This window comes from Streptomyces sp. NPDC007917 (assembly GCF_042959105.1).
Lineage (GTDB): Bacteria > Actinomycetota > Actinomycetes > Streptomycetales > Streptomycetaceae > Streptomyces.
The window spans coordinates 388414-411431 of sequence record NZ_JBIBKK010000004.1 but is presented as its reverse complement, the minus strand read 5'-3'; the positions used below and the strand labels follow the sequence as shown (position 1 = coordinate 411431).

Sequence of the window (23018 nt, the reverse complement as noted above, 5' to 3'; positions counted from 1 at the left end):
CGGCACAGGCGGGGCATGGCCCGTCGTCCGCGGATCATGTCCCATCGTCCGGACGGCTATCGTGAGGCCCATGGATCCGTTCGACGAATTGCTGCGAGGTGTCCGCTCGGACGGGGCCGGCTTCAGCCGGACGGAGCTGACGCCGCCGTGGACGCTGCCGTTCACCGAGGAGGCCTCGCTGACGCTGTGTACGCCGCTGCGGGGTGAGGGCTGGATTTCCTGTGGCGAGGGCGAGCGACCGCGGCCGGTGCGGGTCGGGGACACCGCGATCGTGCGTGGGCCGGGGCCGTTCGTCCTCTCCGACCGGCCCCGGTCGCAGGGGCCGGGCGGGGCGGCGCCGGCCGATCGTACGGTGCTGGTCGTCGGGACGTTCCAGGTGCGGACCCAGGTGGCGAAGCGGCTGCTCGGAGTGGTGCCGCCTGTGCTGGTGATGCCCGGCAACGACGGGTGCGCGTCGCTGCTCGACTTCCTGGACGCGCAGGCCACCTCGTGCCCGCCGGGGCAGCAGGTCGTGGTGGACCGCCTGCTCGACTGGCTGCTGGTGTGCGCGCTGCGGGGTTGGCTCGACCAGCCCGGGGCCGTGCCTGTCGGCTGGTTCCGCGCGCTGGGCGACGAGGCGGTCGGCCCGGTGCTGCGGGCCATGCACGCGGCGCCGGAGCGGCCCTGGACGCTGGCGGCGCTGGCCGGCGAGGCGGGGGTGTCGCGGACGACGCTGGCCGGTCGGTTCGCCAAGCTGGTGGGCAAGCCGCCGTTGACGTACCTGACCGACTGGCGGATGACCCTGGCCGCGGATCTGCTGCTGGAGTCCACCGCGACGATTGCCGCGGTGGCGCACCAGGTCGGATACGCGGACGCGTTCGGCTTCAGCGCGGCCTTCAAGCGCATACACGGGGTGAGTCCCAGCGAATACCGCACGGCATGCCGCACCGGCGCCGAGTGCACCGGTGCCGCATGCTCCCCGGCCTGACGAGTCGCCTTCCGCGGCTCAGGGCGCGAACGCCGGCTTCGGGCTGAGCACCAGCCGGCGGCCGAGGGCGGAGAGCCACTTGCCCGCGGTCTCCAGCGCCGTGGGCATGGCGGAGGCCCGTGCGGCGAGGGCGGTCGCGCCCACCTCCCCGACCTCGGCCGCCGCGCCCACCCCCGCCCCCGCCCCCGCCTCGGCCAGGCCCGTCCCGACCGCCGCCGCGCCGAGTTCCAGGCCCGCGACCACCGGAAGCAGCTCGATGGCGAGCAGCGCCAGCAGCCCGACGCCCATGACCGCGGCGGCCAACCGCAGGGCGTCCCGGTCACGCGGCATCCGATTGAGGTATTCCTCGTTCAGCCACGGGGTGAGGGTCACGCCGTACGGGGTCCGGGCGGCCGCTCGGCGGCGTTTCTCCTCGTCGACCAGCTTGCGGACGACCGCCAGATCCGAGTTGTAGGGCATGCGGTGGATCTCGTACAGCAGCAGCCCGTCGATTCCGTAGGGCCAGTTGCGGTTGAACGTCGGCTGGAAGCAGATCCACTCGACGTACTTGTTGCCCTGCTCGTCGGTGTACGGCGGCAGCGGGACGATCCGCTGGTACATCGGGATCGGCCGCCACTTGGAGGCACCGGCCTGGACGCTGTACGAGGTCAGGCTGAAGCCCTCCTTGATGTCGGGATCGAGCCTGCTGATGATCTGCTGGAACTTGTTCAGCTTGTAGCCGATGTCGTCTCTGAGGGTGGGCACCGCCTGATTCGCGGTGGAGACCTCCAGCAGTTCCAGCACGATCGGGCCGGCCTGCGGGGGCCTGGCACAGAACCCGAGAATGTCGGGACGCAGCTGCCCGCCGGCCTTGAAGTCCCTGCGGAACTCCTTGACGAGCCGCCCCAGCAACCGGTCCGGGCCCGTCAGGTTGGTGAGCAGCCGGGTGTACTCGTTCTCGGCCAGCACGAAGGACGCTTCGGGATAGCGGCCTTTGAAGTCGGGATAGAAGTAGCCGAACATGGCCCCTTGGGCCCACTGCCACTCCATGGTGTTCTGCTCACCCTTCTCCGTGCCGCGTACCCGCCCCGCGCCCCGGGTGAAGTTGCCCTCGCCAGGGCAGATGGTGATCTGCTGGGTGTCGAGCCGGGAGGCCATGAGGCACCAACGCCCTTCAGGAGATGGCCGAGAGATTGCTGGTGACCGCGATGTCCGTGCCCGATGTCGGGGTGTATTCGTTCCATTCGGCGATCAGTTCGCCCTTCTCGCCCGGCTGCATGACCGGGAACGGCGCGGACGGGGACCCGGTGTGCGTGTTGTCCAGCCTGGCGACCTCGATATGGGTGCCGTCGGGAATCCTGGTGATCTTCTGCGCCTCCTGGCTGTGTTCCAGGCCGTGGACCGCGTCGATGACGACCTGGGCGCCGACCACGAACCCGGCGCTGGAGGCGACCGGAATGGACACCGGCCGGGTGGACGGGCCCACCGCGGCGGTCGAGGTGGTGAACACCGCGTCCTCCAGCCGGGTCGCGGCCCTGCCGGGGTTGGCGGGCGGGATCCCCGGATAGTTGCGGTCGTCGTAGGCGGCGATCTCCTGGGCGATGGTCCAGTACTGCGAGGGGTTCTCGGGGGCGTTCGGGTCGTCGATGACGCCGTGCTCGACGAAGTTCACCCACCGCGTCTCCCAGCCCCTGCGGATGGTGAGCACGACGCGCGCGCTGCCCGCGCGCAGAAACGCCTGCCGGTTGGCGTCGGGGTGCTCGATCTCGCGGATGAAGCGCCAGCTCTCGGGGAGGTCCCAGAAGTACGAGTAGAGGAAGCTCACCACGTTCTCCCACTCGATGGCCTGGTTGACGAAGCGCACGACGTCCTCGTACTGGCGCACCGTCGTCCACAGCGTCGAGTCGGGGCCGATGGTGTTTCCCTCGAAGCCCGTGCCGTGTGCCACGTCCACTTTTGCCGCGGCGAACGCGTCGAGGACTTCCTTCGGCATGCTGGGGAACCTGCCGCCAAGCAGATAGCGCAGCACGTTCTTCATGATCTCGTCGCTCTCTTCACGGCGCAGGGTGAGCGTGTCCACGTCGTTCAGCCGCGCCTCCAGCGCCGCGATCCGGCCGGCGATGTCCTGCTGCTGTGCGTAGTACGCCGTCTGCGCGGCCGTGTAGAGCGCGTTCCACACATCGAACTGCCAGCGTTCCATGGCGGCTCGGGTGGGCCGCACCTCGGCGGTCAGCAGCAGGGACTGGGTGGACACCTGGTCGAAGACCAGGACGAGCACCGGTGTCCCGGTGGCGCCGGCCATGAAGTCGCCGCCGTCGGTGCCCCGCTTGAGCACGGTGTCCGGATCGAAGACCTTCTCCGCGAAGGGGTCGAAGGTGAGGGTGGTGCCCTCGATGGTGAACTGGCCCAGGTGGCCGGCGAAGCTCGTCATCCGGCCGCTGATGGTGATCCGCACGATCTCGTACCCGGCGGGGATGTTGAGGGGCATCCTGGTGACGCCTCGGCCCTGCGGAAGCGGCCCGGTCTCCACCGCGTACGTCTGCGGGGGCAGGTCCGGGGGCGGCGGCGGGACCTGCGCGTCGTACTGGTCGGCGAGCACCAGGTAGTGCGGGGACTTGGGGGTGGGCGGGTCCGTCTTCGGCGGTTCCGGGTCGCCCTTGCGGACCTCGGCGGTGATGTCGTTGTGCGGGATGTTGAAGACGAACGGCCCGAGCTGGGCCTTCAGCGCCTCGAGCTCCGCGTACGGGCGGCGCATCGTGGCGGCGGGCTCCGGCAGGACGACGTCATAGGTCTGCCGCATGCCGTACCGGTAGAGGCGGACCCGCCACTTGCGCATGAGGCTGAAGTAGTCGATGCGGATCGGGTTGGTCGCGCTGGGGTTCTTCAGCGTCCTGGTGGTGGTCTGCGAGGTCCCGGTGACCGTGGTCGTGGTGATGGTGACCTTGTGCTCCTGCCGGGCGCGGGTGGACGCCTTCTGGGTCAGGGTGGTGGCGTGCTTCCTGCTGTCGGTCGCCGACTGGGAGGAGGAGTCCTGGCCGGTGTATCCCGAGGTGACCGAGCCGGAGATGACGGGGATGCCGCCGGAGACGGTCCCGGTGATGTTGAACTGGTTGGAGTGCTGCTGCTGCGAGGACGTCGACTGCGCCAGCTCGGTGTTGTCCGTCACCCCGGTCTCGCTGAAGGTCTCCAGGGAGTCGGTGACGATCGAGGTGAACTCCTTCTTCTGGACCGACCATTCCTTGTAGGTGACGGCGGTCTCTTCCTGCGGGGCCAGAGGGATGGTGGCGACGAGTTCGCCGCGCTCGATCCCGGCCGGGGTCATCTCCAGCCGTTCCAGGTTCATCAGGCCCATGCGGGGAGCGGCGGTGTTGGCTTCGAGGCCCTTGACCGCCACCACGGCGGTCTGCAGCGCCTGGAGCGCCGCGCCGCGCGCCGACCCCTCGGTCTCCTCCGCTCGCTCGTGGCGCAGGGCGACAACGGCATGGCCGAATTCCTCGAGCGTGGGGGCGGGGACCGCGGCGAAGGCGGAGAGCGGAGCGGGGGAGAAGGAGGGCGGGGTGAGCAGGTCCCGCAGGGGCGCGGCGAGTTCGGGGTGGCGGTCCCGTATCGCGTCCGCCTCCTCCGGCCGGAGCTGGAGCCCGCGCACGAACGCGGCCTTGGCAAGGGCCTGTCCGATGGGCGGGGTGGCCACATCCAGGGGGACGAAGGTCGCTTTGTCGATCTCGCGGGTCGACTGGTCGAGTACGGGTGCTGTGACCGGCGGGGTCGTCGGCGGAGTCGTCGGAAGGGTCGTCGGCGGCACCGGTGAGGGGATGCTCGGCGTGTCGGCTCCGGACCTGGATTCCGATCCGGACTCGGCGACATGGGTCATGATGATCTCCACAGAGGGTGACGAGGGCCGCACTCCGGGCCACTGGCCCCGACCTTCGCACAGCGGGTCACTCCGGGACATCTGTTGTGCCGCTGAGCGGATCAGCGCCCCGGGCGCCCTTGCATCGCGGCGCTGATGACCCTCCCCGTCCGCACCACCGAGGCCGTCAGCGGGGACAGCGGCTGGGAGGGGTCGACCAGGGCACACAGGGCCGCGACGGCCGTGCCGCTTCGGCCGCGCAAGGGGACGGCGACACAACACACCCCCTCCGCGACCTCCTGACGGTCGACGGCGAACCCGGCCTCCCGGATCCGTGCCGCCTCCCGCGACCACGCCTTGGACGGCGGATCCACGGGCAGGCCGGCGGGCGCGCCCGCCACCAGCACCTTTCCCGCGGCGGTCGTCCAGGGGAAGGACGTCCCCGCGCGCATCGACGCGAAGGCCTCCCATTCGCCCGGGACCGCGGCGGCCGTCAGCGCCCGGCCCTCGCGCAGTACGAAGATCCCCACCGTCGCACCGGTGGCTCTCGCCAACTCGTGGACCGGTCTGCGGGCGAGGGTCAGCATGCCGGGGTGCGGCTGCCAGCCGAGGCCGAGCCGGAACATGCGCGAACCCATGCGGAAAAGGCCGCCCGAGCGCTCCACCGCGCCCAATTCGACGAGTTGTTCGAGAAGTCGGCGCGCCGTCGTCTTCGGTAATCCGCTCTCCGCGGCCAATGCCGTCAGCCGGGATTCCCCGGCCCTTTCCACGGCCTCCAGCAAGGCGAACGCACCTTCGAGAACCCCGCGCCCGCCGCCTGGCATATTCGTATCCACCACCGCCGAGCCCGCCCTTCCGTCACCGCTTTGCACTCCCTCAGGAAAAGGAAAGCATTCTCGGATGGACGGGGGATAAATTCCCACGTGAAATACCCGATGCGATGACAAGTGGAGGCACGGAACGCCGCGTATGCCGTGCCGTTGGGCGTGCTGCGCTCCGGGAACGGAACGGGACGGTGGCCCGTCCCCCCGGCCGGGCGAGGTGACCTCGCCCGGCCGGGGCAGTGCGTTACGCGGTCACCCGAGCACGCCCTGCCCGGCGGTCGGCAGGTCCTCCGGCAGCAGGGTCGTCAGGTCCTCCACGCTCGGCTGGCGCAGCGCCGTCAGCCGCCGGGCCTGGTACGTGATCATGGTTTCGAGCAGCTGCCGGGCCAGCCGCGCATTGCCGAAGGAGCGGTCGCGGGGAATGGCCGCGATATGGGAGCGCAGCGCGTCCAGCGTGGCTGCCGGGCAGGCGTAGCCGGACTCCTCCGCGTGCCGTTCCAGGATCGTGAGGAGTTCGTCGGTGGTGTAGTTCTCGAACTCCACGAAGCGGGAGAAGCGCGAGGCGAGGCCGGGGTTGGAATCCAGGAAGCGCCGCATCTCCGCGGTGTAGCCGGCGACGATCACCACGACCTGGTCACGGTGGTCCTCCATCAGCTTCAGCAGCGTGTCCACGGCCTCGCGGCCGAAGTCGCTGGAATTGCCCTCGGGGGTGAGGGTGTACGCCTCGTCGATGAACAGCACACCGCCCATCGCGCTCTCGAACACCTCCTTGGTGAGCTGCGCCGTGTGGCCGACGTAGCGCCCCACCAGGTCGGCGCGGGCCACCTCCACCAACTGGCCGCGGGGCAGTACGCCCAGGGAGTGCAGCAGCCCGGCGTACAGGCGGGCCACGGTGGTCTTGCCGGTGCCGGGCGGGCCGGAGAACACCAGATGCTGGCTGATCCGCGGGGCGGGCAGCCCCGCCGCCTCCCGCTGCTTGGCCGTGGTGAGCAGGGAGACCAGATCGGTGACCTCGCGCTTGACCGCGCCGAGGCCCACCATGGCTTCCAGCCGGGCCAGCATCGCCTCCCGGTCCTCGCCGGTGTTCTGCTCGGTGCCGCTGTCTTCGCTGACGTCCTCGGGCAGCAGCAGGGTGAGGTCGCGTTCGGCGGGTTCGGCCATGGTGGCGAGGCGGAAGGCCTGACGGTCCACCATCTCCTCGAACACCCGGCGCGCGGCACGGCCGTTGCCGAACGTGGCGCCCCGGTCCATGGCCTCGAAGTGGGCGGCCAGCGCCTCGGTGGTGCCGGGGCCCAGTTCGTACTGGTGGGAGGCGCACATGCTCTCGGTGATGGTCACCAGGTCCGTGACGGAGTAGTTGGTGAACTCGATGGTGCGGGTGAAGCGCGAGGCCAGGCCCGGGTTGGACTCCAGGAAGGAGGTCATTTCCGCCGAGTAGCCCGCGGCGATGACCACGACGTCCTCGCGGTGGTCCTCCATCAGCTTCAGCAGCGTGTCCACGGCCTCGCGGCCGAAGTCGTTGGAGCTGCCGCCCTCGGGGGTGAGGGTGTAGGCCTCGTCGATGAACAGCACACCGCCGATGGCCTCGTTGAACGCTTCGGTGGTCTTGATGGCCGTGCCGCCGATGACCTGGGCCACCAGATCCGCGCGGGACACCTCGACCAGATGGCCCGAGGGCAGGACGCCCAGCTGGGCGAGGATGGAGCCGTAGAGGCGGGCCACGGTGGTCTTGCCGGTGCCGGGCGGACCGGCGAACACCAGATGGCGGCTCATGGACGGCACCGGCATGCCAAGACGCTGGCGCCGCTGGGAGAGCTGGTTGAGGTTGACCAGGGTGCGCACCTGGTGTTTGACGCCGCCCAGACCGATCAGGGCCTCCAGCTCGTCCAGCGGCTCCTTGTTCTCGCTGGTGCCGGAGCCGGAGCCCTTCCCCGAGGCGCGCCCGGTGGTGTTCGCGGCCACCTCGGCGCCCCAGATGTCGGGCGTGGCGTTGTCGGCGCTGGTCAGCTCCAGCACCTCCAGGCGCTCGCTCACCCGGGTCTGGGTGAGCCCGGCGCCCCGGTTCTCGCGTACGGTGCAGCCGGTGACGGTGACCGGCTCGGCGCTGTCGATCCGGATGCCGTCGCCGACGCTGCCGCTGATCACACAGTGGTGCAGCTCCGCGCGGGAGCCCGCGGCGAGCAGCACACCGTGCGCTCCGGCGCCCCTGACCCGTGCCCGGGTCAGGGCCAGCTCCCCGCCCTCCTCCACGGCCACGCCCGAGGCGCCGCTGGTGTCGATCTCACAGTCGAGCACGGCCGCGACGGCGTCGCGGCCCACCGAGACGCCGGTCTCCGAGGACGAGCGCAGCACACAGTCGTCGACCCGGGTGTTGCCGCCGTCGGCGACACGTATCCCGCCGTCGCCCGCCCGCTCGACGGTGCACGACTCCAGGCGTCCGCGTCCGTCGTCGACCACCTCGAAGCCGTACTTGCCGGGCGCGGTGATACGGGCGCCGCGCAGCAGCGGATTGGCGTGCGAGCGGATGGCGACCGCGGTGCCGACCGCGTCGGTCACCTCCAGCCGGTCGAACTCGGCGGTCGACTCCTCGGTGAGCAGCACGGCCGCCGCCGCGTCGGCGCAGTCCGACACCGCGGTGCGCAGGAACGACGGCGAGCTGGAACCCGACACCCGGATCGCCGAGCCGGTGGCCGCGGCGAACTCGCAGTCCTCGAAGGTGCCGCGGGACCGTTCGGAGACGACCACTCCGCCACCCTTGGTGCGCAGCGTCCGGCACCGGCGCAGCAGCGGGTCGGCGCCTGCGGACAGCGCGATGGCGGGGCCGGTGGTGCCGGAGACCGTGACGTCCTCGACGGTGGGGCGGGACGCGCTGGTGAGATAGACACCCACCGCCGTGTCGCGGACGGTGCAGCGGGAGACGTAGGTGGTGCTGTTTCCCTCCAGGGCGATGGCGGGCTTGTCGGTGGCGGTGATGTCGCAGGACTCGACGGTGCCCTGCGACTCGCCGTTGGCGAGGACGCCGTTGCCGCGGGCGTCACGGATGCGGCAGCCGCGCACCGTCGAGCGGGCGCTCTCGCTGAGGACGACGCCGGAGGTGCCGAGGTTCTCCAGCACACAGTCCTCGATGACGCTCGCCACCTCGGAGGTGTCCACGATCCCGGCGCCCTCGCGGTTGGTGACCCGGCAGCCGCGCATGGCGAGCGAACCGGTCTGCCGGGCCAGCACCGCCGTCCAGCCGGAACCGATCACCGTGCAGCCGTCCATGGCCACTTGCCCGCGCGGCGCGTCCACCACCGCCACGTCCTCGCTGCCGCCGCGCAGCGTCAGGTCGGTGAGCATCACCGCGTCCGCGACCAGGGTCAGCGCGGTGCCGCGGCGCGGACAGATCTCCACGCTGCCCGGCTCGCCCTCGGCGACGAGCGTGACCCGGGTCTTGACGGTGAGGTTCTCGGGGTAACGGCCGGGCCGGACATGGATCACCGCTCCGGTACGTGCCGTGGCCAGCGCCTCACCGATCGTCCGGAAACTCTCCGGTTGTTCCGGGCAGACCGTCAGTACCTGCCGTGACACGCTCGGACCTCCTGAATTGATGGTGCCGTGAACAATGCCCGGACCTGGCCGGGTTGGCGGCCGGGCTTCCCCTATCATGCGTGGCATGCGAAGCGATCGTTACCGCCGCGCCTCTGTGACACTCGCGGTGGCAGCCGCTCTCCCCGCGCTCATGATGTCCACGCCCGCACAGGCCGATGAGGACGAACCGGTCAGCCTGCCCGCGCTGCGCTCGCGCGTCGCCGCCGACGAGAGTTGCGCCACCGCGTCGCGCAAGACCGCCGAGCAGCAGCCGTGGACGTGGCAGGCGTTGCAGCTCTCCCGGGCCTGGCAGCTGTCGAAGGGCGCGGATGTGACCGTGGCCGTCGTGGACACCGGCGTGGGTTCCGACCTGCCCGCGCTCTCGGGCCGGGTGACCCAGGTGGGGGACGCGGGCGTGGACTGTGTAGGGCACGGGAGCTTCGCGGCGGGCCTCATCGCGGGAGCCCCCAGCGGTAAGGGCGCGGTCACCGGTGTCGCCCCCCGGGCCCGCATCCTGGCCGTCAAGGCCACCGACGCGCGCGGCACGACCACCGCCCAGCAGGTCGCCGACGGCATCAGGACCGCCGTGGACCAGGGCGCGGACATCGTCTACACCGGGCAGGCCCTGCCGGTGGGCAGGAGCGTGTTGACCCAGGCGGTCGCCCACGCCACCGCCAAGGACGTGCTGGTGATCGCCCCGGCCGCGCCGGACATCGCCCCCGAGGGCGCCGACGGGCGCCCCGATCCGCGGGCCCGCGCCTACTGGCCCGCCCAGGTCCCGCAGGTGCTGTCGGTGGTGGACTATGGGCCGGGCGGCGGCCGCCCCGAGAAGGCGGCGGCCCCCCTCGCCCCGGATCTGGCCGCCCCCGGCGACGCCGTGGTCGGCATCGGACCCAAGGGTGGCGGCCACTACATCGGTTCGGGGTCGTCGCTGGCGGCCGCGCATGTCGCGGGTGCGGCGGCGCTGATCCGCTCGTACCACCCCGAGCTGTCCGCCGCCGAGGTCTCCCGGCGGCTGACCGAGGCCGCCTACCCCGGGGAGGCCCCGCGCCTGGACACCTACGCCGGGCTGACCGTGGTCCTCGGTGACGGCACGCGGGCCGAGCCGAAGGCCGCCGCCGCCCATGTCCCGCCCGCCGCCCCCCAGACGCCGCGGATACGGGCCCTGCTGATCGCGGGCGGGGCCGGGGCCGTCGTCCTGCTGGTGGCCGCGGCCGCGTTCATCGTCCCGCGCGGCAAGGCCCGCGGCTGGCGCCCGGCCGGATAGGCCAGGTCCGCCCGCGCCCCGTCGGGGCACACCCCGCCTGAGCCGGCACGCCGGTGACGGCGTACGGAGCCCGCTCCGTACGCCGTCACCGCGGCCGCCGCCCGGGGTCATGAATCCTCCGGGCCCATCAGGGCCGTCTGGATCTGGACGCTCTTGCGCCGGGCGATCCGCAGACCCCGTCCGGGCAGCAGGATGCGCCCCTTGACGTTGCCGAAGAGGTAGCCCTCGGTGGGCGGGCAGGACAGCAGGATCGCGGGGGTGTTGACCTCCTGGAGCCGGCGCATCAGCGGGTCGTTGAGGCCCCGGCCGGCGCCCGCCGCCGCGCGCGCCACGACCATGTGCAGCCCGACCTCGTACCCCAGCGCGAGGAAGTCCATCAAACCCTCGAAGGGCTGGTTCAGCGGCCCGCCGCCGCCCACCATGTCGTAGTCGTCGACCAGGATGAACAGCCGCGGCCCGGTCCACCAGTCGCACAGCCGCATCCGGGACGGGGCGATGTCCGGGCCCGGCATCCGGGTCTTCACGGCCCGCGCTGCGCCCCCGACCAGCTCCTTGAGGGCGTCCAGCGAGACGGCGTGGCCGAGCCGGTACTCGTCGGGGACCGCCTCCACCAGCTCGCGGCGGTAGTCCACGACCATGATCCGGGCCTCGGCGGGGGTGTACCGGGCCATGATGGCCTGCGCCGCCAGCCGCAGCAGGTTGGTCTTGCCGCTCTCGGTGTCGCCGACCACGATCATGTGCGGACTGGTGCTGAAGTCGTGCCAGACGATGCCCATCCGGTCCTCCTCCAGACCGAGCGGCATCCGCAGATCGCCCTCGACGGGCGGCAGTTCGGCGGCCGGGAACTTCGTCGGCAGCATCCGCACCGGGGGAGCGGGCGGGCCCGACCAGTGCTCGCGCACCGCCGCCACCAGCCCGGCGACGCCGTCCGCGAGATCGTCGGACCCGGCCACGCCGTCGATGCGCGGCAGCGCCGCCAGATAGTGCAGCTTGGACTCGCGGGTGAGGCCACGGCCCGGGACCCGGGGCACGCCCGCCGCCTTGCGCACATCGATCCCCGAGTCCATCGGGTCGCCCATGCGCAGCTCCAGGCGGGTGGCGGCCTGGTCGCGCACCGCCGAGGACAGCTCGACCCAGCGGGCGGTGGTGACGATCAGGTGGACGCCGTAGTTGAGGCCCCGGCCCGCGATGGCGTTGAACGTCGGGATGTGCTGGTCGTACTCCTGGCGGACCGTGGACCAGCCGTCGATGACGAGGAAGACATCGCCGTGCCTCTCCTCGGGGAACTCCCCGGCCGCCCGGCGGCGGCGCAGCGTCGCCATCGAGTCGATGCCGTTGTCCAGGAAGAACCGCTCCCGGTGCGCCAGCACCGCGGAGACCTCGGCGATCACCCGGCCGACCCGCTCCTGGTCCAGCCGGGCCGCGACCCCGCCGACGTGCGGCAGGCCCACCAGACCCGCGAGCGTGCCGCCACCGAAGTCCAGGCAGTAGAACTGGACTTCGCGCGGGGTGTGGGTGAGCGCGAGAGAGGTGATCAGGGTACGGACGAGGGTCGACTTGCCGCTCTGCGGGCCGCCCGCGACGGCGACATGGCCGCCGGCCGCGGACAGGTCCACCCGCAGCTCGTCCCGGAGCTGGTCGAAGGGCCGGTCCACGACGCCGACCGGCACCGACAGCCGCCCCCGCTCGGTGAGATCCGTGGTCGTCAGCCCGTACTCGGCGTGCGGGGCCAGCGGCGGCAGCAGCGCGTCCAGCGGCGACGGGTCCGTCAGCGGCGGCAGCCACACCTGGTGCGCGGGCGGCCCGGCGTCCCGCATCCGCTCCACGGCCACCGACAGCAGCGACTCCCCGTCCCCGGCCTCGTTGTCGACGTTCTCGTCGGGCTTTTCCGGCTCCTCCGGCGGAAGGTCGGGCATCTGCCGCGGCACCACCCAGCCCGCCGTCCACGGCACCACCTGACTGGCCACCCGCGCCTGGTGCGCCGAGCCGCTGCGCCGCCGGTACGGGCCCGAGACGTAGGCCGCGCGGAAGCGGGTCAGCGCCTCGACGCCGGTCTTGATGAAACCGCTGCCCGGGGTCGGCGGCAGCTCGTACGCGTCCGGCACGCCCAGCACGCCCCGGCTCTCCATCGCGGAGAACGTGCGCAGACCGATGCGGTACGACAGATGGCTCTCCAACTGGTGCATCCGGCCCTCGTCCAGGCGCTGCGAGGCGAGCAGCAGATGCACCCCCAGGCTGCGGCCGAGCCGGCCGATCATGACGAACAGCTCCATGAACTCGCGGTGCGCGGCGAGCAGTTCACTGAACTCGTCGACCACCACGAACAGACTCGGCAGCGGCGTCAGCGGCGCGCCGTCCGCCCGCGCCTTCTCGTACTCCAGGGCCGAGGTGTAGTTGCCCGCCGCCCGCAGCAGCTCCTGACGCCGCATCAACTCGCCGTGCAGCGCGTCCTGCATCCGGGAGACCAGCGCCACCTCGTCGGCGAGGTTGGTGATCACGGCCGAGGTGTGCGGCAGCTCGTCCAGGCCCAGGAAGGTCGCGCCGCCCTTGAAGTCGACCAGCACGAAGTTCAGTGTTTCGGAGGAGTTGGTGAGCGCCAGGCCCAGCACCAGGGTGCGCAGCAGCTCGCTCTTGCCCGAGCCGGTGGCGCCGATCAGCATGCCGTGCGGCCCGGTGCCGCCCTGCGCGGACTCCTTGATGTCCAGCTCCACCGGCACCCCGTCCGGGCCCACCGCGATCGGCACCCGCAGCCGGGCGGCTCCGGTGCGGCGCGCCCACAGCGTGGGCGGCTCGTGGCGGTACAGGTCCGGGATGCCCAGCAGCGAGGTCAGCTCCACATCGGCGGCGAGCGGCTCGGCGGACTCCGTGGCCATGCCCATCCGGTACGGGGCGAGCCGCTTGGCCAGCGACGCGGCGACGGTCGTGTCCAGCCGGTCGGGCCGGCCGAGGAAGGTCACCTGCTCCTTGCGCTCGCGGTCCGTACGCACCAGGTTCATGGTCTCGTCGGCGACCTCGAACCGCAGCGTCGCGCGCCCCGGCCGCCAGGGCAGCTCACCGGTGAGGTCGAGCACCACCGCGTTGCGGTGGCCGGGCCCCTCCATGCGGTGTCCGCCGGGTGGCGCCACGCCGTCCAGCACGACCACCGTGTACGGCTCCTCGCGGCCCGCCGTCGCGTCCGGGTCGAACGGCGGCCGCTCCTGGAACTCCGCGCCCAGCAGGTCGTCCAGCTCGTTCACCGACGACACGACCATCCGCACGGAGCCGGCGCCGTCGCTCTCCTGCGCGTGCAGATTGTGCGGCAGCCACTTCACCCAGTCCCACTCGGCCCGCCGCTCGTCCGTGGTGACCACCGTGATCCACAGGTCCTCGGGTGAGTGCAGCACGGCCAGTTGGGCGAGCATCGCCCGGGTCAGCTCGCGGATCCGGGCCGGCTCACCCCGGAACAGCACCCGCGCCCAGGTCCGCAGATACACCGCGATCGGCTGGTCGGGGACGGTGGAGTAGGCCCGGATGAAGCTGCGCAGCGCGTGTGCGGTCAGCGGTTCCAGGTCCTCCACCGGCTTGGTGGACAGCGGCGAGAGCCTGAGCCCCAGCTTCTGCTCGCCGACCGCGACCCGTATCTCACCGAAGTCCGGGTCCGCCGGGCGCCGTTCCCACAGCCGGGTGGTGCCCACCAGCGACCACAGCGCGGCCGGCTCCGGATGGCGCCACAGCAGGGCGCGCTGCTGCTCCACCACGGCGGCCCGGACCTTCTTCCGGGTCTGTCGCAGATAGCGCAGATAGTCCCGCCGCTCGCCCTTGAGCCGCTGCTTGCGCTCGCTGTTGCGGCGTACGAACTGGCCCAGGATCATGGCGACCGCGGAGACCACCATCATCCCGAGTGCCAGATAGATGAACGCGCCGCTCCGGGAGCCGCCCGGCCGCATGTACATCAGCATCATGGACACCGACATCAGCGCCATCGGCAGGTAGTTCCACACCGCCGAGCTGTCGGGTGTCACTTCGGGGAGCGTGGGCGGCTCCTGGAGACTCAACTCCCCTTCGGGCATGTCCGGGCCGCGCCGACGCGCGGGCCTGCGGAACAGGACGGTACTCAAGTGGGCGGTCTCCTTCGGGCCGGGGGTGCTGCCGGGTGCTGCCAATGGGGCTGAAAAACCGGGTGAACGGGCGGCGACACGCGCGGCCGGGGCAGGCCGGGCCCGGCCATCAGGGCAGCCGCAGCAGATGGCAGGAGCGGTGAACCCGGGCCGGGGGCAGGAACCCCGGGCCGGTGGAGAAGAGTCTACGATCCGTTTGCACGGTTCACTTCGCAGGCCGTGACCGAAGCAGGCGGTTCAGCCAGTAGTGTGCAGCCTCCCCGCGCACACGTCCAACGACCCGAGCCCCCCGGAGACTTATCCGTCTCCCGAACACCGTCTTACGAAGAAGCGTGAGTACTCTCATGACTGACAGCGCTACGGCAGGGCTTTGCCGCGTCACCGTGCGCGCCCCCGCCACCTCCATCGACCTCGCGGTCCCCGCCGATGTCCCCGTCGTCGATCTGCTGCCCACGCTGGTGCGGTACGCGGGCGACGACCTCGCCGAACAGGGGCTGGAACACGGCGGCTGGGTGCTCCAGCGGCTCGGTGGCGAGCCGCTGGCCGAGGACAGCAGTCTCGAATCCCTCGGCCTGCTCGACGGCGAGACGCTCTACCTCAGGCCGCGCACCGACGCCCTGCCCGAGGTCCGGCTGGACGACCTGGTCGACGGCGTCGCCACCACCATGGCCGACCGCCCCTTCGGCTGGACGGCGACCATCAGCCGCCGTCTGCTGCTCGGCACGCTGATCCTCACCCTCGCCGCCGGACTCGCCGTCCTCTCGATACCCGGCCCGCCCGCCGAACTGCGCGCCCTGGCCGCGGCCGTCACCGGGGCGCTGCTACTCGGCGGCGCCGCCTCCGCCAGCCGCGCCGTCGGCGACGCGGAGGCGGGCGCGGCGCTGGGCTTCGCCGCCGTGCCCTACTTCGCCCTCGCCGGCTGGCTGCTGCCCGGCGGCGACCTCGGCGGACCGCACCCCCACCAGGTGCTCGGCTCCCGGCTGCTGGCCGCGAGCGCCGCCGCGGCGGGCGGCGCGATGCTGGCCGTCGCCCTGGTCGTCGCCTTCGCCGCGCTGTTCGTCGCCGCCGTGGCGGTCGCGGCCGCGGGCGTCCTCGCGGCCGTGCTGATGATGACCGCCGATCTGTCGGCCGCCCACGCCGCCGGTCTCGTCTCCCTGGCCGCCGTGCTCTTCGGCGCGTTCGTGCCCTCGATGTCGTTCCGGCTCTCCGGGCTGCGCATGCCGCCGCTGCCCACCAACGCCCAGCAGCTGCAGGAGGGCATCGAACCCCACTCGCCGGCCGCCGTGGCCGCCCGTACCGTCGTCGCCGACGGCTGGATGACCGGCCTGTACGCCGCGGCCGGGACGATCTGTGCCGGCTGCATGCTGGGCCTGGCACGCGCCGAGGACCTTCCCGAGATCATCACCATGGCAGCCCTGTCGGTGCTGCTCCTGCTGCACAGCCGCGGCCTCGGCAACACCCTGCAGCGACTGTCCCTGGTCGCCCCCGCCCTGTGGGGCGGCGCCCTGCTGACGTACGAGGCGGCCACCTCCTACAGCTCGACCGGCAAGCTCCTGCTGGTCGGCGGGTTGCTCGCGGTCGCCGCAGCCATCGCCATCGCCTCCTGGACGGTCCCGGGGCGGCGGCTGGTCCCGTACTGGGGCCGGGCCGCCGAACTGCTGCACTCCGCCATGGCGATCAGCATGCTGCCCCTGTCGCTGTGGGTGCTCGGCGTCTACGGCGCCCTCCGCTCCCTCAACGGATAACGCCCCAGACCGCCCAAGGACGAGTTCTCCATGCAGACCAAACGCGACCAGGTCCAGGCCCATATGTTCCTCATGGGCCGGCTGACCTCCAGCATGCTGCGCTCCGACCCGGACGCACCCGAGAGCCCCCAGGGCCGCACCAACCGCGGCGTCGCCATCGGCGTGATCATCGCCGTGCTGCTGTGCGCCGGCGCCTTCGTCCTCGGCCTCGTCTCGCCCGGCCAGAAGGACTCGTGGCGCACGGCCGGAAAGCTGATCGTCGACAAACAGACCGGCGCCCGCTACCTGTACCTCGACGGACGGCTGCGCCCGGTGCGCAACTACGCCTCGGCGCTGCTGCTCGCCGGCGCCGATCTGGAGACCGTCACGGTGGGCACCAAGTCCCTCAAGGGCACCCCGCTGGGTACGCCCATCGGGATCGAGGGCGCCCCCGACGCGCTGCCCGGGGCGAGCGACCTGTCCGACGACCCGTGGCAGGTGTGTTCGGCACCGTCGGCGCAGGACGACGGCAAGGTCGGCACCACGCTCGCGGTGGGCGCGGAGAGCCCGGGAGACGCGCTCGGCGAGGGCGAGGGTGTGCTCGTATCGGGCCCGGACCGCAATCGCTATCTGCTGTGGCAGGGCAGCCGGCTGCGGCTGGACCGCGACTCGGGCGCGGCCGCGGCGCTGGGCTACGCCTCCACCAAGCCGGTGCCGGTGTCGGCCGGGTTCCTGAGCGCGCTGCCCGCGGGCCCCGATCTCGCGCCGCCGGAGAACCCCGGGATCGGCCGGCCCGGTCCGACGCTGGGCGGCCGGTCCACCCGGGTCGGGCAGGCGTTCACGCTGGACGTCCCCGGCTCCGGCAGCCGCTACTACCTGCTGCGGAAGGAGGGGTTCGCGCCGCTCACCGCCACTGAACTGGCGCTGGTGCTGGGCGATCCGCAGACCCGGGCGAGGGCGTACGGGGGCCAGGCGCCGGTCGCCTCGCCGGTGACCTCCCAGGCGCTGCAGGGCAATCTCGCGCCGGAGGGCTCGCTGAACAAGGGGCCCGGAGAGGCGCCGAGTTCGCCGCCGAAGGCCGTGACCGTGGCCGATGGGCAGTCCCCGTGCGTCCGGGTGGCGCCGCAGGGCAAGGGCACCCGGGTCGGTGTCACGCTGGTCGAGGAGCCCGAGCTGGGCCCGGTGGCCCAGCACTCCGCGGGGGCGGCCGCGGCCCCCGCGTGTCTGCCCGTGGACCGGATCACCGTGCCGCCGGGCCGCGGTGTTCTGGTGCGGGCGCTGGGCGCCGGCGGTGGCCGGGTCGGCACCACGCTCTACCTGGTCACGGACTCCGGTGTGAAGCACCGGCTGGCGAACCAGGACGCGGTCAAGGCGCTGGGCTACGAGGGCGAGGGCCCCCAGGAGATGCCCTCGCTGATGCTGTCGATGCTCCCCTCCGGCCCCGATCTGTATCCGCGGGCCGCACAGAACGGCCAGGTCAACGTGGTGGCTCCGCGCTGCCGCTGGCCCGGCAAGGGCGGACAAGCGAAAAGCAATCTGACGACAAGTCAGAAGGGCGGGAAGACAAACAACGCCTCATAGCATCGCCGTCCTGACACCGATCGAGGAGAGGGGTGCTTGTGTCCGCCAACGGCATGCAGCAGTCAGAGGAATCCGCGACACGGAACGGCATCCAGGCCCTGGAGATGGCCTTCAGCGGCGTCATGAAGTGCCGGCAGGACGTCGAGTCCACCAAGAACAACCTCATGGCCCACTACAAGGGCAGTGACGGTGGCGCCTTCCGCGACCTCGTCACGTCATGGGAGGAGAAGGCCGATGTCATCCTCACCAACGTCCAGGACATGATCGAGACGCTCAACCAGACCCTCGTCGAGCAGGGCAAGCAGCAGGGGTCCTCGAACGAGGCCATCAACCAGGCCTACTCGCAGTCGGACGCGGTTTTCGACACCCTGACCGGCTGATCCGGCCGCCGGCTTCCCCACCATCCGTTCGGACCTAGGCGAGACGAGGACAGGCAATGAGCGATTTCACCGACGGCTACATCTACGTCGACTACTCGCACATGAGCAACGCGGCCGACGACATGATCACCCAGACGAAGGCCATCGCGACCACGCTCGAGAACCTGGAGATGGAGCTCAACGAGCTGAAGAACACCTGGATCGGTGACGACAAGGACGTCTACACCCAGAAGCAGCAGGCCTGGGACAACGCGGTCAAGGCGATGGAGGACCTGCTGACGAAGCACTCCGCCCTGCTGACCTCGGTCTCCGAGAACTACCAGTACAGCGAGCAGTCGCTGACGCAGATGTGGGACTCGGTGAAGATCGGCCGCTGACGCCCGCCGGCGGCCGGCCCGCCGCGGCCGGCTCGCCCATCACACCCCCCAGCGGGAAGGACCCGGAGTGGACACCAAGGATCCGAACGAGAAGACGACCAAGCTGACCTTGGACAAAGCCGGTCTCCAGAGTTTTCTCGACGATCGTGTGCTGCCCTTCAAGGACGAGATCCGCAAGATCGCCGAGGACGACCCCACGTTCGGTCCCTCGATGGGCTCATTGATCGGCAAAGAGGACATCAGCATCGAGGATTTCGACTCCTACCAGGCCGGGAAGCCGCTGTCGCTCGGCTGGATGCTCCAGGAGGGCGAGGTCGACGGGCAGGTGGCGAAGCTCAACAAGAGCCTCGCCACGATGGCGGAGAACGTCATCCAGATCTACAAGGAGCAGGCCAAGCTCTTCGAGGACATCGAGCAGAACCTGAATACCACCCTCACCACACTGTTCTCCGCCCAAGGCGACAACCTGACCACCATCGACGGCCAGGAGTTCCTGGACATCTTCGAGGACGTGGACGACGACCTCGGGGGCGGCAAGTCCGGCGGCGGCAACGATGACGAGGACTAGCCGCTGAGCGTCCCGCCGCCCCCGTTCCCGCCCGCCCCCACCTCGCTGACCGGCCCGCCGGAGGTCCCGCGCCATGTCCAAGAAAGTCCCCGTCGCCCACTCCGACAACGACTGGTGGGCCAGGGCTGTTCGTGTGCTGACGGGCGTCACCCTGCCGGCCCGGGCGGACCTCTTCGACAGCCTCCTCGGGAACAACGACATCCCGCTGATGCGACTGGAGTTCTCCGACTACGACGGCGAGCCCTCCAACGCGATCGTCGAAGCGGTCGACGACCTGTCGTGGCGTACCGAGAACTCCGGCTGGCGCATCAACAACACCGACTTCGTGATCCCGTTCTACTCCGGGAAGCACGGCCCCATCAGCGGGGCGCCCCCGGGCACCAAGGTCGTGATGAAGCAGGCCCGCATCACCCTGCTCGGCACGAACGGCACGGACGACCCCCCGGCCGGCGGGGTGGTCGTGGGTTCCGAGTTCAAGAGCAAGCTGGGCAAGGACTTCGAGGGTCAGTCGAAGGACACGACCTGGAGCAACGTCGGCCTGTCGCACTACAGCTACGGCGGCGGCATGGCGCTTGTGTCGCTGATCAACAACAACAAGACCACCGGATTCGATTGGTACGGCCTCAGGGTCAACGAGAAGGACGCGGTGGACCTGGATTCCTTCACCAGGTCGGCCGAAGCCCTCGACCGGGCCGCGCACTTCTTCAAAAACCGGTACGACGACCTCCGGGACTGGGAGTTCGACCTCGGCAAGGAGGAGGCGTCGTGGAAGGGAATGGCTGCCGGGGTCTTCCGGGACATGGTCCACGGGATGGCGCGCAACTACAAGTCGTACAGCGAGCAGATTCCCCTCAAGGGCACCGAATCCAAGTACGGGTCTGAACTCCGCAACTACCGGAAGGACATCCACAACGCAGCCTATGGGCTGTACGAAAAATGGAACACCTGGCAGCTGCTCACCGGAAATCCGCTGCGCTGGCTGCACGACATCCTGCTGGATGTCTCCGAGTGGATCTGGAAGAACAACATCACCAAGGTCCGTTTCTATGAGGACTACGGATACGAGTATTACGACTCGTACCACGCGGTGAAGCTGGATGGCTTCCACGGCGACCACCCGACTTACGGCCAGCTCGAGGACAAGGAGACCTGGAAGAAGATCGGCGAAGAGGCCATCAAGAAGTGGCAGCAGTCCGTCGTGGACGTGCTCGGAGAGGCGGGTAAGGCAGCCATCCTCGCCATTCAGAACTCGGTGAACGACCAGGACCTGCCCAAGAAGATCGATACGGAGACGACCAGCCTGAGCCAGGAGTTCGCCAAGGACCAGGCGGCGAAGGAAAAGGCGGACGCCGAGAGGGAGAAGAAGAGGATCGAGGAGGAGAACAAGAGGAAAGAGGAGGAGAACAAGAGGAAGGAGGAGGAGGCTGAACGCAAGGCCGAGGAGAAGGAGAAGGAGTGGGAGAGGAAGCAGGCAGAGGCTGAACGCAAGGCCGAAGAGAAGGAGAAGGAGCAGGAGAGGAAGCAGGAGGAAGCCGAGCGCAAGGCCGAGGAGAAGCAGCGGGAGCAGGAGGCGAAGCAGGAGCAGAAGGAGAAGGAGCAAGAGGAGAAGCAGCGGGAGCAGGAAGCGAAGCAGGAGCAGAAGGAGAAGGAAGCCGAGGCCAAGCAGGCCGAGAAGGAAGCCGAGCAGGAGGCGAAGCAGGCCGAGCAGGAGCGCAAGGCAGAAGAGAAGCAGGCGGAGCAGGAGGCCAAGCAGGAGCAGAAGGAGAAAGAGGCCGAGGCCAAGCAGGCCGAGCAGGAACGGAAACAGGAGGAGCGCTACAAGGAGCAAGAGGCACAGCAGCAGATTGCTACGGCATTGGCGCGCACGGAACGCGAGCAGGAGAAGAAGGAGCAGGAGAAGAAGCAGGCGGAACAGGAGGCCAAGCAGGCCGAGAAGGAAGCCGAGCAGGAGGCCAAGCAGGCCGAGCAGGAGCGCAAGGCAGAAGAGAAGCAGGCGGAGCAGGAAGCGAAGCAGGAGCAGAAGGAGAAGGAGGCCGAGGCCAAGCAGGCCGAGCAGGAGGCCAAGCAGGCCGAGAAGGACAAGGAGGCGGAAGCCAGGCAGGCCGAGCAGGAACAGAAGCGCATTCAGACCGAGAGCGAATACGAGGCCAAGCAGGAGCAGAAGGAGAAGGAGCAGGAGGCCAAGCAGGCCGAGCAGGAGGCCAAGGCCGAGGCCAAGCAGGCGGAGCAGGAAGCGAAGCAGGAGCAGAAGGAGAAGGAGGCCGAGGCCAAACAGGCGGAGCAGGAAGCGAAGCAGGAGCAGAAGGAGAAGGAAGCCGAGGCCAAACAGGCGAAGCTGGAGCGCGAACAGGAACAGCGCCAGGCCGAGGCGGAGCAGCGCTACGAGCGCCAGAGCCGGGAGCTCGGCGGCGGGAACCCGCGGCGGTACGAAAGCCCGGACCTGCCCTCCGACCTGCCCTCCGACTACGGAAACCAGAGCCCCTCGCTCGACCGCAGCGGCGGCACGACGACCCTCAACCCCGACCGCTCGGTCACCCTGGAGTACCCGGACGGGACCTCACGGACCATCGATGTGCCCGGTGGCGATATCTCCACCGTCCTGCCGGACGGCTCGACGGACATCGACAATCTGCGCCCCGGTGACTCGATCACCAACAGCGACGGCAGCATCACGACCCTGGAGCGGGACGGGACCCTCACCACCGACTTCCCCGACGGCAGCAGCACCCGGATCGACCCGGAGAAGGGCCTGATCACCAACCATCAGGCCGACGGGACGACCACCACCACGTCGATCGAGTCGGGCGAGACCCTGCCGAGCAACCTCGGCGGCTCCACCGGCCTCCACTCGCCGTCGAGCTCGTCCTCGTACGACGACGGCCTGTACGGCCGCGGCTACGAGGACGAGCTGTACGACTCCACCCCGTACAACGGCGATCCGTCCGGCAACGGCTACGGCTCGGGCACCGGGAGCGGCAGCGGCTCGCCCGGCGGTATGCCGATGCTGCCCCCCGGCACCCGGATGAACGGGTCCACCAGCGGCGGCGCGGGCTCCGAAACCGAGCGGGTCCGCGGGGTGTTCGACGACCCCAGCCAGCCCATCGTGCGCCGCGTCGGCTCCCCCCGGCCGTCGGGTTCGAGCTATCAGGAGGAGGAGATCGTCGCGGCTCGCGGCGGCGGGATGGGCACCGCCGGCGGTATGCCCTTCGCCACGCCGATGGGCGGCGGCATGGGCGGCGGTCAGCCGCAGACCCAGAGCTCCGACCGTGAACGGGCCGCGTGGCTGGAGGAGGACGAGGACGTCTGGGGCACGGACGAGGGCGGCGCGCCGGCCGTCATCGGGCGTTGAGAGCGGCGAGGGAGACGAGCCGATGAAGAAGGAATCGATCAAGAAACAGCTGGCCAGGGCCATGGCCGACATGGAGCGGACCCAGCAGGCCGTCGCCCAGGCCAAGGCACAGCTTCGGACGGCCTTCGTCACCGTGCGCTCACGTGACCGCGCGGTTGAGGCGACCGTGGGCGCACAGGGACAGCTCACGGATGTGAAGTTCCTGGACGGCAAGTACCGCACCATGGGCGCCGCGCAGCTCGCGGCCTCCGTGATGGAGGCGGTGACCCAGGCCCAGGCGCAGATGGCCCAGACGGTCATGGACACGTTCCGGCCGCTGTCCGACAGCGTGAGCGGCGCCCCCCGCCTCGACGGGGTCGGCATCGAATGGGACGAGATCTTCGCACCGCTCGCGGACACCGCGTCGAAGGGCCGTACCGCGCACACCCGTGCCGGCGACCGGCTGCGGGACGAGATCGACGAGGACGGGGACCGGAGGTAGGCCC

General features: G+C 70.6%; 14 protein-coding genes. 9 read left to right on the top strand and 5 right to left on the bottom strand.

From position 1 onward, the window contains the following. Window positions 1-70 precede the first annotated feature (70 nt). Window positions 71-967 (top strand): AraC family transcriptional regulator, encoded by an 897-nt coding sequence (locus tag ACFZDL_RS10125; protein WP_353590075.1) that lies wholly within the window; start codon window positions 71-73, stop codon window positions 965-967. An 18-nt stretch (window positions 968-985) separates the two neighbouring features. Here ACFZDL_RS10125 and ACFZDL_RS10120 read toward each other — a convergent pair whose 3' ends face one another. The 4 genes from ACFZDL_RS10120 to ACFZDL_RS10105 form a co-directional block, all read right to left on the bottom strand. After that, on the bottom strand, window positions 986-2104 hold the full coding sequence (locus ACFZDL_RS10120) for a hypothetical protein (RefSeq protein ID WP_353590074.1): 1119 nt from the start codon (window positions 2102-2104) through the stop codon (window positions 986-988). A 16-nt stretch (window positions 2105-2120) separates the two neighbouring features. After that, window positions 2121-4817 (bottom strand): hypothetical protein, encoded by a 2697-nt coding sequence (locus ACFZDL_RS10115; protein WP_353590073.1) that lies wholly within the window; start codon window positions 4815-4817, stop codon window positions 2121-2123. Window positions 4818-4918: 101 nt separating this feature from the next. Further along, window positions 4919-5578: a helix-turn-helix domain-containing protein gene (locus ACFZDL_RS10110; protein ID WP_353590072.1), complete on the bottom strand. Its 660-nt coding sequence runs from the start codon at window positions 5576-5578 to the stop codon at window positions 4919-4921. Window positions 5579-5872: 294 nt separating this feature from the next. Next, window positions 5873-9190, bottom strand: a complete 3318-nt coding sequence (locus ACFZDL_RS10105; protein WP_353590071.1) for a right-handed parallel beta-helix repeat-containing protein — start codon at window positions 9188-9190, stop codon at window positions 5873-5875. Window positions 9191-9275: 85 nt separating this feature from the next. Between ACFZDL_RS10105 and ACFZDL_RS10100 the strand changes: the two genes are divergently transcribed. Then, entirely contained in the window at window positions 9276-10457 is a 1182-nt protein-coding gene (locus tag ACFZDL_RS10100; RefSeq protein ID WP_391190833.1) for a S8 family serine peptidase, read from the top strand. 107 nt (window positions 10458-10564) lie between these two features. Here the strand turns inward: ACFZDL_RS10100 and eccCa are convergent, their stop codons facing one another. Beyond that, window positions 10565-14554 (bottom strand): type VII secretion protein EccCa, encoded by a 3990-nt coding sequence (gene eccCa, locus ACFZDL_RS10095; RefSeq protein ID WP_353590070.1) that lies wholly within the window; start codon window positions 14552-14554, stop codon window positions 10565-10567. Window positions 14555-14898: 344 nt separating this feature from the next. On the opposite strand from eccCa, the gene eccD reads away from it, so the two are divergent. From eccD to ACFZDL_RS10060, 7 genes are all read left to right on the top strand, one after another. Then, a complete protein-coding gene (gene eccD / locus ACFZDL_RS10090) occupies window positions 14899-16299 on the top strand; it encodes a type VII secretion integral membrane protein EccD (RefSeq protein WP_353590069.1) in 1401 nt (466 codons plus the stop codon). Between the two features lie 30 nt (window positions 16300-16329). After that, complete coding sequence (eccB, locus tag ACFZDL_RS10085) at window positions 16330-17859, top strand: type VII secretion protein EccB (protein WP_353590068.1); 1530 nt, start codon at window positions 16330-16332, stop codon at window positions 17857-17859. Between the two features lie 38 nt (window positions 17860-17897). After that, complete coding sequence (locus ACFZDL_RS10080; protein ID WP_353590067.1) at window positions 17898-18239, top strand: hypothetical protein; 342 nt, start codon at window positions 17898-17900, stop codon at window positions 18237-18239. A 56-nt stretch (window positions 18240-18295) separates the two neighbouring features. Further along, complete coding sequence (locus ACFZDL_RS10075; protein WP_353590066.1) at window positions 18296-18616, top strand: WXG100 family type VII secretion target; 321 nt, start codon at window positions 18296-18298, stop codon at window positions 18614-18616. Between the two features lie 67 nt (window positions 18617-18683). After that, window positions 18684-19184, top strand: a complete 501-nt coding sequence (locus ACFZDL_RS10070) for a type VII secretion system-associated protein (RefSeq protein ID WP_353590065.1) — start codon at window positions 18684-18686, stop codon at window positions 19182-19184. A gap of 73 nt (window positions 19185-19257) precedes the next feature. Then, complete coding sequence (locus ACFZDL_RS10065) at window positions 19258-22533, top strand: AAWKG family protein (protein ID WP_353590064.1); 3276 nt, start codon at window positions 19258-19260, stop codon at window positions 22531-22533. Window positions 22534-22555: 22 nt separating this feature from the next. Further along, complete coding sequence (locus tag ACFZDL_RS10060; RefSeq protein ID WP_353590063.1) at window positions 22556-23014, top strand: YbaB/EbfC family nucleoid-associated protein; 459 nt, start codon at window positions 22556-22558, stop codon at window positions 23012-23014. Window positions 23015-23018: the final 4 nt, after the last annotated feature.

Excerpts from the sequence above, each read along its gene's own strand:
- ACFZDL_RS10125 (WP_353590075.1), top strand. The coding sequence starts at position 71 with ATGGATCCGTTCGACGAATTGCTGCGAGGTGTCCGCTCGGACGGGGCC.
- ACFZDL_RS10120 (WP_353590074.1), bottom strand. The coding sequence starts at position 2,104 with ATGGCCTCCCGGCTCGACACCCAGCAGATCACCATCTGCCCTGGCGAG.
- ACFZDL_RS10115 (WP_353590073.1), bottom strand. The coding sequence starts at position 4,817 with ATGACCCATGTCGCCGAGTCCGGATCGGAATCCAGGTCCGGAGCCGAC.
- ACFZDL_RS10100 (WP_391190833.1), top strand. The coding sequence starts at position 9,276 with ATGCGAAGCGATCGTTACCGCCGCGCCTCTGTGACACTCGCGGTGGCA.
- eccD (WP_353590069.1), top strand. The coding sequence starts at position 14,899 with ATGACTGACAGCGCTACGGCAGGGCTTTGCCGCGTCACCGTGCGCGCC.
- eccB (WP_353590068.1), top strand. The coding sequence starts at position 16,330 with ATGCAGACCAAACGCGACCAGGTCCAGGCCCATATGTTCCTCATGGGC.
- ACFZDL_RS10075 (WP_353590066.1), top strand. The coding sequence starts at position 18,296 with ATGAGCGATTTCACCGACGGCTACATCTACGTCGACTACTCGCACATG.
- ACFZDL_RS10065 (WP_353590064.1), top strand. The coding sequence starts at position 19,258 with ATGTCCAAGAAAGTCCCCGTCGCCCACTCCGACAACGACTGGTGGGCC.
- ACFZDL_RS10060 (WP_353590063.1), top strand. The coding sequence starts at position 22,556 with ATGAAGAAGGAATCGATCAAGAAACAGCTGGCCAGGGCCATGGCCGAC.